The 13,526-nt window shown below is 32.6% G+C and carries 18 protein-coding genes; 9 read left to right on the forward strand and 9 right to left on the reverse strand.

What is annotated here, in order from left to right; genetic code table 11:
* Window positions 1-261: 261 nt before the first annotated feature.
* Window positions 262-849 carry a CHAD domain-containing protein gene (locus ACXJH6_RS07245; protein ID WP_456471087.1) on the reverse strand — a complete coding sequence of 196 codons (588 nt, stop codon included), beginning with the start codon at window positions 847-849 and terminating at the stop codon, window positions 262-264.
* The gene (locus tag ACXJH6_RS07250; protein ID WP_456471088.1) at window positions 822-1,928 is read right to left on the reverse strand and encodes a mechanosensitive ion channel family protein; all 1,107 of its coding nucleotides are present in this window, start codon (window positions 1,926-1,928) and stop codon (window positions 822-824) included. Before ACXJH6_RS07250 ends, ACXJH6_RS07245 begins: the two co-directional genes overlap by 28 nt.
* A gap of 65 nt (window positions 1,929-1,993) precedes the next feature.
* On the opposite strand from ACXJH6_RS07250, the gene aspS reads away from it, so the two are divergent.
* Genes aspS through ACXJH6_RS07275 form a run of 5 tightly spaced genes read left to right on the forward strand, consistent with a single transcriptional unit; the run spans window position 1,994 to window position 5,357 of the window.
* Window positions 1,994-3,760 (forward strand): aspartate--tRNA ligase, encoded by a 1,767-nt coding sequence (gene aspS, locus ACXJH6_RS07255; RefSeq protein ID WP_456471089.1) that lies wholly within the window; start codon window positions 1,994-1,996, stop codon window positions 3,758-3,760.
* Window positions 3,753-3,998: a ferrous iron transport protein A gene (locus tag ACXJH6_RS07260; protein ID WP_456471090.1), complete on the forward strand. Its 246-nt coding sequence runs from the start codon at window positions 3,753-3,755 to the stop codon at window positions 3,996-3,998. The genes aspS and ACXJH6_RS07260 overlap by 8 nt, the downstream gene beginning before the upstream one ends.
* 14 nt (window positions 3,999-4,012) lie before the next feature.
* Window positions 4,013-4,594, forward strand: coding sequence for an adenylate kinase (locus tag ACXJH6_RS07265; RefSeq protein ID WP_456471091.1), 582 nt, complete (start codon window positions 4,013-4,015; stop codon window positions 4,592-4,594).
* Window positions 4,594-4,902 (forward strand): molybdopterin-binding protein, encoded by a 309-nt coding sequence (locus ACXJH6_RS07270; RefSeq protein ID WP_456471092.1) that lies wholly within the window; start codon window positions 4,594-4,596, stop codon window positions 4,900-4,902. Before ACXJH6_RS07265 ends, ACXJH6_RS07270 begins: the two co-directional genes overlap by 1 nt.
* Window positions 4,899-5,357: an adenylate kinase gene (locus ACXJH6_RS07275; RefSeq protein ID WP_456471093.1), complete on the forward strand. Its 459-nt coding sequence runs from the start codon at window positions 4,899-4,901 to the stop codon at window positions 5,355-5,357. Before ACXJH6_RS07270 ends, ACXJH6_RS07275 begins: the two co-directional genes overlap by 4 nt.
* On the opposite strand, the gene ACXJH6_RS07280 is transcribed toward ACXJH6_RS07275, so the two are convergent.
* The gene (locus ACXJH6_RS07280; RefSeq protein WP_456471094.1) at window positions 5,354-5,614 is read right to left on the reverse strand and encodes a hypothetical protein; all 261 of its coding nucleotides are present in this window, start codon (window positions 5,612-5,614) and stop codon (window positions 5,354-5,356) included. The two genes, ACXJH6_RS07275 and ACXJH6_RS07280, sit on opposite strands and share 4 nt — an antisense overlap.
* Window positions 5,615-5,691: 77 nt before the next feature.
* Between ACXJH6_RS07280 and ACXJH6_RS07285 the strand changes: the two genes are divergently transcribed.
* The gene (locus tag ACXJH6_RS07285) at window positions 5,692-6,051 is read left to right on the forward strand and encodes a NifB/NifX family molybdenum-iron cluster-binding protein (RefSeq protein ID WP_456471095.1); all 360 of its coding nucleotides are present in this window, start codon (window positions 5,692-5,694) and stop codon (window positions 6,049-6,051) included.
* Window positions 6,041-6,784, forward strand: coding sequence for an SIR2 family NAD-dependent protein deacylase (locus ACXJH6_RS07290; RefSeq protein ID WP_456471096.1), 744 nt, complete (start codon window positions 6,041-6,043; stop codon window positions 6,782-6,784). Before ACXJH6_RS07285 ends, ACXJH6_RS07290 begins: the two co-directional genes overlap by 11 nt.
* On the opposite strand, the gene ACXJH6_RS07295 is transcribed toward ACXJH6_RS07290, so the two are convergent.
* From ACXJH6_RS07295 to ACXJH6_RS07305, 3 genes are read right to left on the reverse strand one after another with little or no spacing between them, the layout of a single operon-like run.
* Window positions 6,785-7,981: an NAD(P)/FAD-dependent oxidoreductase gene (locus ACXJH6_RS07295; protein WP_456471097.1), complete on the reverse strand. Its 1,197-nt coding sequence runs from the start codon at window positions 7,979-7,981 to the stop codon at window positions 6,785-6,787. It abuts the gene before it with no gap.
* A gap of 9 nt (window positions 7,982-7,990) precedes the next feature.
* Window positions 7,991-8,497: a DUF302 domain-containing protein gene (locus tag ACXJH6_RS07300; RefSeq protein ID WP_456471098.1), complete on the reverse strand. Its 507-nt coding sequence runs from the start codon at window positions 8,495-8,497 to the stop codon at window positions 7,991-7,993.
* Window position 8,498: 1 nt separating this feature from the next.
* The gene (locus ACXJH6_RS07305) at window positions 8,499-9,458 is read right to left on the reverse strand and encodes an SLAC1 anion channel family protein (protein ID WP_456471099.1); all 960 of its coding nucleotides are present in this window, start codon (window positions 9,456-9,458) and stop codon (window positions 8,499-8,501) included.
* A gap of 181 nt (window positions 9,459-9,639) precedes the next feature.
* Here ACXJH6_RS07305 and ACXJH6_RS07310 point away from each other — a divergent pair, with 181 nt between their 5' ends.
* The gene (locus ACXJH6_RS07310) at window positions 9,640-9,912 is read left to right on the forward strand and encodes a DUF134 domain-containing protein (protein WP_456471100.1); all 273 of its coding nucleotides are present in this window, start codon (window positions 9,640-9,642) and stop codon (window positions 9,910-9,912) included.
* A 21-nt stretch (window positions 9,913-9,933) separates the two neighbouring features.
* Window positions 9,934-10,473, forward strand: coding sequence for a NifB/NifX family molybdenum-iron cluster-binding protein (locus ACXJH6_RS07315; protein ID WP_456471101.1), 540 nt, complete (start codon window positions 9,934-9,936; stop codon window positions 10,471-10,473).
* Window positions 10,474-10,481: 8 nt separating this feature from the next.
* Here the strand turns inward: ACXJH6_RS07315 and ACXJH6_RS07320 are convergent, their stop codons facing one another.
* From ACXJH6_RS07320 to ACXJH6_RS07330, 3 genes are all read right to left on the reverse strand, one after another.
* Window positions 10,482-11,057, reverse strand: a complete 576-nt coding sequence (locus ACXJH6_RS07320) for a DedA family protein (RefSeq protein WP_456471104.1) — start codon at window positions 11,055-11,057, stop codon at window positions 10,482-10,484.
* Complete coding sequence (locus ACXJH6_RS07325; RefSeq protein WP_456471102.1) at window positions 11,054-12,262, reverse strand: MFS transporter; 1,209 nt, start codon at window positions 12,260-12,262, stop codon at window positions 11,054-11,056. Before ACXJH6_RS07325 ends, ACXJH6_RS07320 begins: the two co-directional genes overlap by 4 nt.
* A gap of 37 nt (window positions 12,263-12,299) precedes the next feature.
* Window positions 12,300-13,526, reverse strand: a 1,227-nt coding sequence (locus ACXJH6_RS07330; protein ID WP_456471103.1) for a methyl-accepting chemotaxis protein, incomplete at its 5' end; no start/stop codon positions are given.

Below are 13,526 nucleotides of genomic sequence, written 5' to 3' on the forward strand. Positions count from 1 at the left end.
TTTAAAACAAATCCGGCTTTCATGTCCTGCCTTTTTGATGAAAATTATAACAAGTTATCATTTTTTCTTATAATAAGAAAAAATTTATTATCTGCTAATTTTTTGTGTTATAATCCTTTAAAAGGAACAAAAATGAACAAAAAAAATGGGCTATACCGATTAGAAACTGAAACCTTATACTTTCTCAGCTGACAATTTTCTTTGAAGGAAGATTGGATGAGGCTTTAAAGTTATGATATAATTTCCTCAGCTGACACCGGATTATGAACGGTGTCGAATCAATCTCAGAGCAAGTCTAACTTTCTCTGCTTTTCTTATATACTTCATTTTTTTCTTAATAGCTTTTTTAGGATTTTTTCCAAACTTAATCAATAATGTTTCGCAATTATAATAATCATGAGCTTTTCCTAAATAATCCTGAATCTTTTTTAATTTTTCTTCAAGCCATGGATTTGTATACCTGCATTTTTTTACTACAATTCTTAATTTATGTAAGGTTTTATCATCTTTACCAATAAAAGAAGTATTAAAAATTTCTTCACAGTTAAATTCTTTTTTATTCTCAAGAAGCACAACGTTTCTTTTAAACTTTTTTAAAAATTCCAAAAATTTTTTTCGAAGTTTTTTATGTTTTTTCTTCAGATATTTTCGTATCTTTTTATCTTTACAAATTTCAAGCAAAACATCCGTATCTCGAAGTTTTGAAGATTTTTTCAGAAGTCTTTTAAGTTCCAAATCCGTTTTCCCCTCTTTTTCCAAAACACTAAGCTCTTTTCTTGCCCATACTCTTAAATCGTGCAAAACTTCAGGGTCGTCTTTTTTTATGTATCTTCGAATGAGTTTTTCCATAAATTTTTCCTTTCGTCATAAAAAATAATACTGGTAGGATAGGCAAGTTCGAGATTGGAATTTTTTATAATTTCCAAAATCTTAAGCATTACGTCCTGTTTTACCTTAAGCCACTCTTCCCAATCTATCGTTATAGAAAAAGCATATATTAAAATATCCATTGAATATTCGTCAAACCTGTCCAAATAAACAAGCAGAGTTTTTCTAACCCCGTATTTATCTTCGAGTGAAAAAAGAGCGTTTTTTTGCATTCTTTTTCTAAGCCTACTTCTTATTTTATTATCGGTAACAATCATTGGATGATGTTCAAGCATGTCTTTTATTTCTTTTATTACTCTTTTAATTTCGACAATATCGGTGGAATATTTTAATTTTATCCAAAATTTTATCCTACGTCCTATCATTCTTCTAGACCAGTTTTTTATCCATTCATTTGCAAGTTTTGAATTTGGAATGACAATAAGTGCATTGTCAAACGTTCTTATTTGAGTTGCAGTAAGGCCTATTTCCGTTACAAATCCTTCAAAATCTTTTGTTTCAATCCAATCTCCGACATGAAAAGCATCTTCGCTGATAATTCGTATAGAATCAAAAAAATTGCTAAGAGTTTCTTTTGCCGCAAGTCCTATAATAACACCGCCGATACCCAAAGAAGTTATGATAGCAGTAATATCAACTCCAAAATATGAGAGAATAACGGCTATCAATACTATTGCAATAAAAATTTTCGTAAGATTTATGGCCATAAAAAAAAGCTCTCTTCTAACGGATTCTTTTTTGGATATTTTAATGGTTATTGCCGTATAGATAAAATATTTGACTACTTCATAAAAAAGCCATGCTATTAAAACTGAATTTAAAAAAAATTTTATTTTTTCCTTTTCTATTCCCAATACCCAAAAAAAAGTGTTTATATCTATAAGAAGCAAAAGAGGAATACCTATTTTAAAAACCCTTGAATACAAAAGCCTTAAAAATATATTTCTTCTTTTTTTAAACAAAAAAAATTTTATACTTTTAGCTATCAACGGAGATAAAAGATTTAATAAAACCACGCCAGATATTACGTAGAATTTCATTTTAAACTCTTTTTTCAATAATTTTATCACATATTTGATATAATTGCGACCAAAAAAGGAAATAAATGAGAAGCCATTACTGTGCGGAACTTAACGAACTAAACGTCGGCGAAGAAGTGGAACTTGTAGGATGGGTAAATTCCCACAGAGACCACGGAGGCGTTATTTTTATAGACCTAAGAGACAGAAGCGGGAAAATTCAGGTAGTTGCCGACCCGGCGGACAGCAAAAAAGCACATGAAATTGCGGAAAAAGTAAAAGACGAATACGTAATTAAAGTAAAAGGAAAAGTCAGACTCAGAGGCGAAGGACTTGAAAATCCAAAACTAAAAACGGGGAAAATTGAAGTGGTTGCGGATAAAATCGAAATAGAAAATACAAGCGAAACCCTTCCTTTTCAAATCGGCGATAAATCCGTAAATGAAGAACTTAGACTTAAATACAGATATTTAGACCTAAGAGATAAAGATATGCTCGATACTTTTATATTAAGAAGCAAAGTAACAAAAGCCATCAGAGACTATTTTGATAAACACGGATTTATCGATGTAGAAACTCCGATTCTTACAAAATCCACTCCAGAAGGAGCAAGAGATTATCTGGTACCGAGTAGAATTCATCCCGGGGAATTTTACGCACTTCCTCAATCTCCTCAGCTTTTTAAACAAATTCTAATGGTGGCAGGTTTTGACAAATATTATCAAATCGCTAAATGTTTCAGAGATGAAGACTTAAGAGCCGACAGACAGCCTGAATTTACTCAGGTGGATGTTGAAATGAGTTTCGTAGAAGAAGACGACGTAATAGAAGCTATAGAAGGCATGATAAAAGAAGCATTTGAAGTGGCTGGAATTAAAGTAAATTTACCGATTGAAAGAATTTCTTATAACGAAGCCATGGAAAAATACGGAAGCGACAAGCCTGATTTAAGATACGATTTGGCAATGGTGGATGTTATTGACGAATTTGTCGATTCAAACAATGAAATTTTTGCTGAAATTGCTAAAGATAAAAAAAACAACCGCTTTAAAGCGCTGAAAGTTCCGGGAGGAGATAATTTTTATTCTAGAAAAAAATTAAAAGAGCTTGAAAACTTCGTACGAAAATTTGGAGCAAAAGGGCTTGCTTATATTCAGGTAAAAGAAGAAGGACTAAAAGGCCCTATTCTTAAATTCATGAGCGAAGAATCGTTAAATAAAATGTTAGAAAAATTAAAACCAGAAGTTGGAGATATAATTTTCTTCGGTGCGGGAGATAAAAAAACTGTTCTTGATTACATGGGAAGACTTAGACAAAAAATAGCAAAAGATATGGGATTAATTAATGAAAACGAATATAAATTCGTATGGGTAGTGGATTTTCCTATGTTTGAAAAAGACGAAAACGGAAATCCAACTCCTCTACACCATCCGTTTACTATGCCTGATATGGATACATGGGATGAAGAAAATTTTGAAGATATTCAGTCAATCGCATACGATTTGGTATGTAACGGATATGAAATAGGAGGAGGAAGTATCAGGATACATAAAGAAGAAATCCAGGAAAAAGTATTTAAACTTCTTGGAATTGATGAAATGGACGCAAGGGAGAAATTCGGATTCCTGCTTGACGCTTTAAAATTCGGAGCACCACCTCATGGAGGATTTGCTCTTGGTCTTGACAGGGTAATTATGCTTATGAGAAAGACCGACAATATCAGAGACGTAATAGCATTCCCTAAAACTCAAAAAGCCCAGTGTCTGCTTACCGGGGCACCTGGAGAAGTTGACAAATCTCAATTAAAAGAATTACACATAAGAGTTAAAAAACCAAAAGCGGATAATGAATAAAAGATTAATAGACTTAAAAAAAAACGACGTGTTTAAAATAGTAGGTTTTGATGAAAGCTGTAAAAATTTTAGACAAAGACTTCAAGATTTAGGAATACACAAAGGACAGTTAGGACAAATTATCAACAAATCCTTTTTCGGTCCTTTGGAAATAGACGTAGACGGAAGAAAATTAGCCATAGGACGTGGAATGGCAAAAAAAATTTATGTAAAAAAATTTGAATGTCCAATCTTATAAAAAAAGGAGATACAATGAAGAAAAAACTATTTTTAATTATAGGTGCACCTGGAAGTGGAAAAACTACAGATGCCCAGCTTATTGCTGAAAGAAATCCTGATTTGGTAGTTCATTATTCAACAGGAGATTTACTAAGAGCCGAAGTTGCAAGCGGAAGCGATCTTGGAAAAGAAATAAAAAGTTATATCGACAACGGAAAGCTTGTTCCTCTTGAGATTGTTATTAACACAATTAAAAGCGCTATTGAAAAAGCTGACAAACCTATCGTATTAATAGACGGATTCCCAAGAAGTGTAGAACAGATGAAAGCCCTTGATGAGATGTTAAAAAACAGTGATGATATTGAACTGGTAAGCGTAATAGAAGTAGAAGTTAGCGAAGAGGTGGCAAAAGACAGGGTTCTTGGCAGAGCAAGAGGTGCTGATGATAACGTCGAAGTGTTCAACAACAGAATGAAAGTATATTTAGAACCTTTGGCTGATATAGAAAAATTTTACGAATCTCAGGGAAAACTTATTAAAATAAACGGTGAGAGAACAATTGAAGAAATAGTAGATGAAATGGAAAAAGTAATTAAAGAAAAAGCAGGAGTTTAATGAAAAAAATTTTTCAAATCATTATAGGCAGCGAAATTTTACAAAACAGACGAAAAGATAAACATTTTGAATTTTTAAAAAACCTTCTCTTGCAAAGAGGCTACGAACTTTTTGCCTCTTTTATCATAAAAAACAATCCTAAACTTATGGAAGATGCATTTAATTTAATCAAAAACACCAAAAACTCATATCTTTTCTGTTATGGAGGAATCGGGGCCACACCTGATGATTATACAGGAGAAATAGCTGCTAAAGTTTTCACTAATTCTCAAAGGGAATATAATGAAGAATTCAAAGAGATAACATGATTTTATATTACGGAATGATTTTTGTTGGAATTATTTTGACTTTAATGGCAGTATATAATTTATACTCTGCAACTAAAATAGAAAAAAATATGGATAATTATTTATTTATTATTACTTCTCAAAAAAGTTATTTTATAGGTACTACCCTATTCGCTTTAGCAATTTTAATAATTATTTCTTATCAGGCTAACGGATATATTTTTGATATAAAGGTATTTTCAATAGTTTTCTTTTTTGGAAGTCTTTTTTTCTTAGCACTTTCCCATCTGATTTATTATATGCAGGCTAAAAAGAAACTGTCGGATTATAAAGAGTTTTTTAAAGAATTTGATATTGATTTAAACAATAACTGTCAAAAACTGATGTTAAAACATATTTACTCAAAAGAAAAAGATTTAAAAAAAGTTAAAAAAATTTTCAAAATGAATAAGAAATTATGTGAGAAAAAAGATTAATTTTCTTTTTTCTCTTCATTTTGCTCTTTTAATTGACATCTTTTAAGTTCAAGTTCTTTAATTTTTTCAACTCTTTTAATAAGTTGTTCCAATTCATTTAGCTGCTCTTCACATTTCTTTTTAAGTTCATCTCTTTTTTCTTGAAGAATTTTTAACTGCTTTTCAACTTCTTCTAAAGGTATGGCGCACTTTTTTGCCGCTTCTTCTTCTTTTTCCAATGCCCACTCGGTAATTTTCTTAATAAGTTCTTTAAACATATTCTCTCCTTTTTATGAAAATTATATCTTAAATTAAAAAAAATAGTATAATTTTTAATTAATTTTAAGGAGAATTTATGAAAGTAGTATTTCCTACCAACGACCAAAAAAACATAGCTCCAAAAATTGGACTGGCTAAAGGATTTTTAATTATAGACACGCAAACAGACCTAAAGAAATTTATAGAAAATGAACGAATAAAAAAAATCATAAATAAAAAAGAGAAACTATCAGGAGAATGTGGAGAACATGGTCTTGGAATAGGACAATTTTTACCTAAAAAATTAAAAGAATTAAACGTTGAACTTTTTGTTGCAAAATTTTTTGGAGAGGGAATGCTTGGAAATTTGGATTTATACAAAATCAAAACTTATATAACAGATAAAAAAGATATTAAAAAAGTTTTAGAGGAAATAAAGGAAAAGTATGGAAATTAACAATTATAAAAAAGCCGCCGATATTATAAAAAACTCAAAATTCCCGGTAGCTTTTACGGGTGCAGGTATATCTGTGGAAAGTGGAATACCGCCCTTTAGAGGTCCTACAGGACTTTGGAGCAAATACGACCCTAAAATCTTGGATATTAACTTTTTTATACAAAATCCCTCTGAAAGCTGGAAATATATAAAAGAGATTTTTTATGATTATATGGGAAACACGCAGCCAAACGACGCTCATAAATTTTTAGCCTGGCTTGAAAAAATCGGCAAATTAAGAGGTGTAATCACCCAAAATATCGACAATCTACATCAAAAAGCGGGAAGTAAAAATGTAATAGAATTTCACGGCACGGCAAGTCAAATGGAATGTATCGACTGCAAAAGAAAATTTCCTTCGGATTCAATTTCTCTTGAAAATTTACCTCCTTTATGTCCTGAATGTCAGGGAATATTAAAACCGGACTTCGTATTTTTCGGAGAGCCAATTCCTCCTAAAGCTTTTGAAGAATCTATAAGATTATGCGAAAATGCCGATTGTCTTATAGTTATTGGTACCACGGGAGAAATTATGCCCGCAAGCCAATTACCAATACTTGCCAAACAAAACGGAGCAAAAATCATCGAAATAAATATAGAACCTTCAAATTATACAAACACCATTACCGACATATTCCTACAAGACAAAGCAACAGTTGCCAGCAATAAACTAAAAAAGGAGCTGGAAATCTGATTACATTCCGGGGATTCTTGGGATTTTATTAAGTTTGGAGTTTTTAAAATACCAGCCCCAACCTTTTTTCATCCAGTGTCCGATAATCGGAAGAGGTATTAATATTGCTCTTTTGTTGTCTCTGTATACAAAGGCCGCTCCGTCCCCGCTATCCATCAGACATAAGATATTAATATGAGAGATATACTCTTTTCTGGCTTCTTTTCCTTCTTCCATCATTTTGATATTATATGCCGTAACTCTTGCCATTACTTCAGCTAAATGCCCCTGTTTTGCCCTCCAATCCGGTCCGTCTATTGCCGCACTGTCACCTATAGCAAAAATAGGAAATTTATCAGAACTTGTTTCATCAAAATCATGCATAACTTCGCAGTATTCGTTAATTTTGATAAATCCTGCTTCATTTAACGGAAGCCCGGTATCTTTAAAAAGTTCAGGCCCGTTACCAGCCGGGATAAACATAGTCAAATCACTCTCAAGCTTGCTTCCGTCTTCAAAAATCACGCCGTCTTCTACAAATTCGGTAATTTTTTTACCTTTAATTTGTTTAATATTTAATCTATCAAACCACTTATCCATAATTTCAAGGGCTTTTTGTCCCATTCTAGCCCCGGGCTTTGGCATAGGAGCAAAAAAAGTAATCTCAAATTTATCCCTAAGTCCTAATTTTTTTAATTTATGATGAATATTAAACATTACTTCAAAAGCAGGACCGCCTCTTACGTTGCTCGGGTCTTTTGGATTTCCGCCAAACCCGAATGCCAATTTTCCATTTCCTCTTTTTATAAGCTCGTCAAGTTTTTCTTTTATTTTTAAGGACTCCTCAGGAGCGCCGCAGATTGAAAGAAAATGCTCACTTCCTTTGTGTTTTACTTTATCTGAGCCTATTGCAATAATTAAATAATCAAAATCACATCTTGATTTTTCATTTTCGCATTCTACTTTTTTATTTTTAATGTCGATTTTTTTAACTTTATTAAATTTTACTTCAAACCCATGAACACGGCTGAGTTCTTCCCAGTCAATTATGCAGTCTTCAAACTTGTATTCACCCGTAGGTATCCAAATAGAGATAGGATATATGTACATATATTCTCTATTCGTTACAACCGTTACGTCAAAACCGTATTTTTTCAGCCAGATTGCACTCTCAAGAGCGGCAAATCCACCCCCTAAAATCAATACTTTTTTAGCCATTTAAATCCTTTAAAATATAGAATATCTAAAATGAACAAAACTTAAAATATTTTGAATATCCCTAACAACTTTTTCCATAATTTTTGATTCAGGCGTTAAGCTTAGCATTCTGGTCAAAAGATATCCGTTCATAAGAGAAATATAAACTCTTCCCATGCTGTCTTCATATACGGCAATGCTTAGAGGCATTTTAACAGCCATAAATTTTGTTCTATCATCTTTTAACATCTCTCCCGCATATTTTGCGTTACAGAATTTTATAATTTTTACAGGACCAACATCCGGTCCTCCGTATTTTTTTATTTCTTCTTCTTGATTAATTACGCTAACTATATGCCATCCGGGCTGTTTATTGATTCTGTTTACTAAAACCTGAACGGTTTTCTCAAAATCATACGGACTTTTTACCTGTTTAAACAGCATATCTTCAGCTGCAATTTTAAACATTAAAGGAATTATAAAAACTGCCACAACAAATCCCAAAATTATTCCACCGATTAAACTTCTTTTATTCATTTTATTCCTCCTCAGGTACACAGATTTTTTGATTTTTGATGGCAAGATATGTTTTATAACTCACATATCCCACCACCACGGTTGTTAAAGCTAATAAAAACAGAGCAAATGCTTTTATAAACCACTTATGATATACACTATCCATTAGGATAGTCGCTATTGTTATTGCAGCCAATGGGAACGTATATGCCCACCATGATATAAAAAACTGTAATTTAAGAAAATTTTTAAGCATAATAAGCAGTAAAAACAGAATAAAAAATGCTATTAAATATAAAAAGAGACTAAAAAAGTCAACTACACCAAAAGTTATTCTAAAATAACTGATAAATCCTACAGCCGGGGGTGCTATAAGAATAAAAAACGTAGGTATAAGTCTTTTACCAAGAGGTAAATGAAATATCATCCTGTACATTACTATCGTAAATAATACTATCCAAAAGAAAATACCGATACTGAAATAAAAATGATTTACCACTTCATCACAAACATCAACACCCACTACAGGCACCAATACGTTACCAACAATAGGGATAAACCAGGCAGGATTTATATGTTTAACTTCAAGCTTGTCATGTTCTATCCAAAATTTTATTACTTTATATGTAAAAAACAGATGAAAAACGGCCCCTATAAACCAAAAAGTAACGGATACAGGCGGTGCAAAATCGCTTATTGCAATGGAAACAAGCAAGAAACTAATTGAAATAGCCGCACCAAAAGAACTTTTGATCGGATGTGAAAATTCTTTTTTTACGGCATCGGGATATTTTATCCATTTTATTATATACGTACTGAATATAACAAAAAAAAGAACAACATCAATAAAAAGCAAAATTAAATAAGGCCAATACGGAAAATTTAAAAAATGGTATGCTTTAGCAAAAGCAATAGTAAGTCCCGACATTCCCATAATTACCGCAAACAGTTGAACGGGAAAATATTTTAGGCTTCTCTCCATAGCCTCTCCTTAATTTTTTCGAAGTATAACACAAATAAGTTTTAATTATTATAATTATAAATAAAAATTATAACTAAATTTTTGTTTTATATTTTACTTAAATTTATCGTAAAAACGAAATATATTGACATATGTTCATAAAAGTGATATAATTGCATTGAACATATGTCAAGGAGTTCGAATGCCAAGAAGAATTAGAAGAAGAATAAGAGGAAACTTTAATCATATATGTTTTAAACCATGCGGTATCCCATCTCATTCTCTTGAAAGAGTCTTTTTAACAAAAGACGAGATGGAAGCTATAAGACTTATGGATTTTGAAGGACTTTATCAAGAGGATGTGGCAAAGGAAATGGGTGTATCGCGCCCGACAATAAGCCGCATTCTTAAAAACGCCAGGACAAAAATAGCAGATGCCCTGATGCACGGAAAAATAATAGAAATCGAAGAATAAACAACTTTTAAGGAGGGAAAAATGAGAATAGCATTTCCAACAAACAATCAAAAAACAATAGCAAACCACATCGGTTTGGCAAAAGGGTTTTTAATAGTAGATACTCAAACAGGTGAAAAATTTTATATTCAAAATCCTGTTCTTGAAAGAATACAGGAAGAAAACATCAACCTAAAAAATCTTCCTGAAGGCCAAAGAGGTTTAGGCACGGGAAGAGTAATACCGCCTTTACTTAAAGAAGCGGGCGCTGATATATTCGTAGCAAGAGATTTTGGAGAAGGAATGATAAGAAATTTGGAATTTGAAGGTATTCAGGCTGTTGAAACAGATGAAAAAGATATTGAAAAAGTACTTGAAAATTTTGAAGATTTTACACATCCTGTAAATTATGAAGGAGGATACGAAATGAGAAAAAGAGGTTTTGGATACGGTAGAGGATACGGCAGAGGATTAGGATATGGTCGCGGTAGAGGTCTCGGCAGAGGTTTTGGATACGGTAGAGGTATGGGAAGAGGATATGGCAGAGGGTTTGGCCGCGGCAGAGGATGGGGATGGGAATAATCCCCTCCCTACTTTTTAAGTTTTAAATAAATAAAAGTAATAATACTTAGCAATATTAAAGTGGATATTGTTATTTCTTTTACATATTTATGTATAAGTTCGCTGTTTTCTCCTATAAAATACCCTAAAAGTGCAAGAATGCTTACCCAAATACCGGCACCTAACGCAGTAAAAAGGGTAAACTTTACAGGATGCATTTTAGCAAGTCCGGCAGGAAAAGAAATATATTGGCGAATTCCCGGAATCAATCTTCCGTTAAATGTAGATATTTCCCCGTGACGGTCAAAAAATTTTTCAAGTTTTTCAAGATGATGCTCTTTTAAAAATCTCAACAGTGCCGCCCTTCCCCATTTATAAGCTATTAAGTAATTAAACCATGCCCCCGCCACACTTCCAGCTATTGCACAGATAATCGCTGCTATCAAATTCATCTCACCTTTGCTTGCCAAATAACCCGCCGGTACCATAACCACTTCGCTAGGAAAAGGAAAAAAACTGCTCTCCAAAAACATCATTAAAAATATTCCTAAATATCCAAGACTTCCTATACTTTCAACTATCCAGTTAACAATATTTTCCACTATTCAGCCTTTAATTTTGTAGCAAAAAAAAGTCCTACAAGCAGCATAAAAATTGTAAATAAATATAATACGTCATAACCGAAAGCTCTTAATATAAACCCTCCGGGAATTGCAAAAAAGAGTCCTATTGATGTCAGATTGTTTTGTAACGCTACATAAATCGGTCTTTTGTCTTCTGGCGCTATTTCAAATAAAAGATTCATACCGGCTATCTTAAACCCGTCCATTGCCAATCCTATTAAAAAAAACACAAGGGCGTATTGCCATGAATTTGAAGCAAAATAAGCTGCAATAAAAGCCAATATCATAGAAATATAAGCCAATATAATTATGAGTTTATATTTAGGCGCCAGTTTTTTCCAAACAAGATTTCCAAGCAACGCACCTATCATCTGTACGGTTACAAATCCACCCACAAGCCATCCTGTAAGATGAATTGTCTGATTTGCTTTTAGAATTACAAAAGGAAATGCGAACAAAAACGAATAACTGAAAAGTATAGTTAATATCTGAATCTGAAGGGCTTTATCTTCTTTTAAAAATTTAAAAGCGTTTTTCAAAAATTCCAAAAAGCTTTTTTCTTTAATTCTCACGTTTTCTTTTACCGGTTCTTTTATCGTTGAAAAAGCCCAAAGCCCAAGACCCAGTAAAAAAGAACTAATCATAAAAAGATATGCGTAACTTTCAGGAGGCTCAAAAGTCGCTAAAACCCATCCTGCAATCCCGCCGCTTATTATTGAACCTATTGCGGCAAAAAACTGTCTGTTAGCCATAGATTTTCCGCGCTCTTCTTTATTAAAAACTTTAGCAATTATCTCGCTAAAATATATACTTCCAAATCCTGCGGAAAAAGAGAAAATAAAAAGCCCTATTCCAAATATCCACAGCGTTAACGCCGGATTTTTATCCCCTATAAGCAAAATAGCAAGACCTATTGCAAACCATGAAAGAAATCTTGCCAAAAAAACCCTTTTTAAATAAGGCATTACCTTTTTATATCCCTGAGCATAAAAAGCGGCAAAAAGCTGAACGGCAATGGCCCCTCCTCTTAAAAGAGAGGCAAAAACCCCAACAAGCACCACGCTCTCGCTAAAGTGATGTACAATAAGAGGCAAAATGGTGGAAGGTTCGGCTATAGTCATAGCTATTGCCAGAAAAAAACCGTGTAAAACATTTTTAAGATTATTTTCTTTATAATTAAGACTCAACAATTCGCCTTTTTAAAGCGAATTGTATCATAAAAGTTTATATTTTTTTATTGGAGATTTCTTTTTTAATTTTATTGGAAATTTCTTTTATTTCCTCGCTTGTTTCTGAAAGTTCTTTTACAATTTCCATATTTTTATTATCTATCTCCTCTATTTCTTTCATAGAATCATTAATCTTGTTAATTTCTTCTGTGTTTTCTTCAATGTTATTTACAATTTCGCTTATTGACTGTACAAGCGTATGTATCGTCGTATCGATTTCGGCTAAGGATTTTTGAGTTCTCTCAGCCAGTTTTCTGACCTCATCCGCAACTACGGCAAATCCCCTTCCGTGCTCACCGGCCCTTGCAGCTTCTATTGCGGCATTAAGAGCTAAGAGATTTGTCTGGTCTGCAATTTCTCTAATAACGGATACTACATTTTGAATTTCTTCTGCCTGTGAGGCAACCATATGAGCTTTTTGTGAATTCTCATTAAGACCGACTGTCGTACTTTCAACTAAATTTGTAATTCTATCTATTAAAGATTTTAACTCTCTCATAGACCCGTCTAAAGATTCCACATCTTTGCTTAATTTACTGCTAACCTCATCAAGTTCTTCTGAATTTTGAATACTTATTTTAATCATTGTAGCTATAACGTTTCTAAGTTCGTTAATCATTTTTTCGACTTCACCCACAGGCTTTTCAATTTTAGCGCTGAAATCATAATTGGCATATCTTTCTAAAACTCTGTGAATTTCGTTTAAATCGGTACCGATTTTCTGATTTAAAACGTCAAGCATCTGATTAAGCGCAATTTTCAGTTTATTAAGTTCGGGATTACTGGTATTTAACGTAATTCTTTTATCCAGATATCCGTCTTTTACCCTGTTTGCTATTTGAATGGAATTATTTACGAGTGCTTTTTCCTCTTCAATATTTTTATGGACATTTTCAATGCTTTCGTTTATCAACTGCGCCATCTGTCCGATTTCATCTTTTGTATCAACATCTATTTTACTGAAATCATTTCTTTTTCTTGATAAAAATTCAAAAAATTCAACAAGACCTTTTTCTATTTTCTGAAGAGGCTCGATTATGTATCTGTTGCTTACAAAATAACTGATAAATACAATAATTGCAATCAGAATTATATTAATACCCACTATTTCTAATATCGCATTTAAAACTTCTTTTTTAGCATCCTGTTTCATTTTTTCGATAGTATTATACATATCCTGAAGATAAGTTCCCGTTCCTATAACCCATCCCCATGGTTTAAA

The sequence above is a fragment of the Caminibacter sp. genome (assembly GCF_053999135.1).

Coding starts and splice junctions, on each gene's coding strand:
- ACXJH6_RS07305 (WP_456471099.1), bottom strand. CDS start 9,458: ATGGAGAGAAGCCTAAAATATTTTCCCGTTCAACTGTTTGCGGTAATT.
- ACXJH6_RS07260 (WP_456471090.1), top strand. CDS start 3,753: ATGAATAAAAGATTAATAGACTTAAAAAAAAACGACGTGTTTAAAATA.
- ACXJH6_RS07285 (WP_456471095.1), top strand. CDS start 5,692: ATGAAAGTAGTATTTCCTACCAACGACCAAAAAAACATAGCTCCAAAA.
- ACXJH6_RS07310 (WP_456471100.1), top strand. CDS start 9,640: ATGCCAAGAAGAATTAGAAGAAGAATAAGAGGAAACTTTAATCATATA.
- ACXJH6_RS07275 (WP_456471093.1), top strand. CDS start 4,899: ATGATTTTATATTACGGAATGATTTTTGTTGGAATTATTTTGACTTTA.
- ACXJH6_RS07265 (WP_456471091.1), top strand. CDS start 4,013: ATGAAGAAAAAACTATTTTTAATTATAGGTGCACCTGGAAGTGGAAAA.
- ACXJH6_RS07270 (WP_456471092.1), top strand. CDS start 4,594: ATGAAAAAAATTTTTCAAATCATTATAGGCAGCGAAATTTTACAAAAC.
- ACXJH6_RS07250 (WP_456471088.1), bottom strand. CDS start 1,928: ATGAAATTCTACGTAATATCTGGCGTGGTTTTATTAAATCTTTTATCT.
- ACXJH6_RS07280 (WP_456471094.1), bottom strand. CDS start 5,614: ATGTTTAAAGAACTTATTAAGAAAATTACCGAGTGGGCATTGGAAAAA.
- ACXJH6_RS07300 (WP_456471098.1), bottom strand. CDS start 8,497: ATGAATAAAAGAAGTTTAATCGGTGGAATAATTTTGGGATTTGTTGTG.
- aspS (WP_456471089.1), top strand. CDS start 1,994: ATGAGAAGCCATTACTGTGCGGAACTTAACGAACTAAACGTCGGCGAA.
- ACXJH6_RS07295 (WP_456471097.1), bottom strand. CDS start 7,981: ATGGCTAAAAAAGTATTGATTTTAGGGGGTGGATTTGCCGCTCTTGAG.
- ACXJH6_RS07290 (WP_456471096.1), top strand. CDS start 6,041: ATGGAAATTAACAATTATAAAAAAGCCGCCGATATTATAAAAAACTCA.
- ACXJH6_RS07315 (WP_456471101.1), top strand. CDS start 9,934: ATGAGAATAGCATTTCCAACAAACAATCAAAAAACAATAGCAAACCAC.
- ACXJH6_RS07245 (WP_456471087.1), bottom strand. CDS start 849: ATGGAAAAACTCATTCGAAGATACATAAAAAAAGACGACCCTGAAGTT.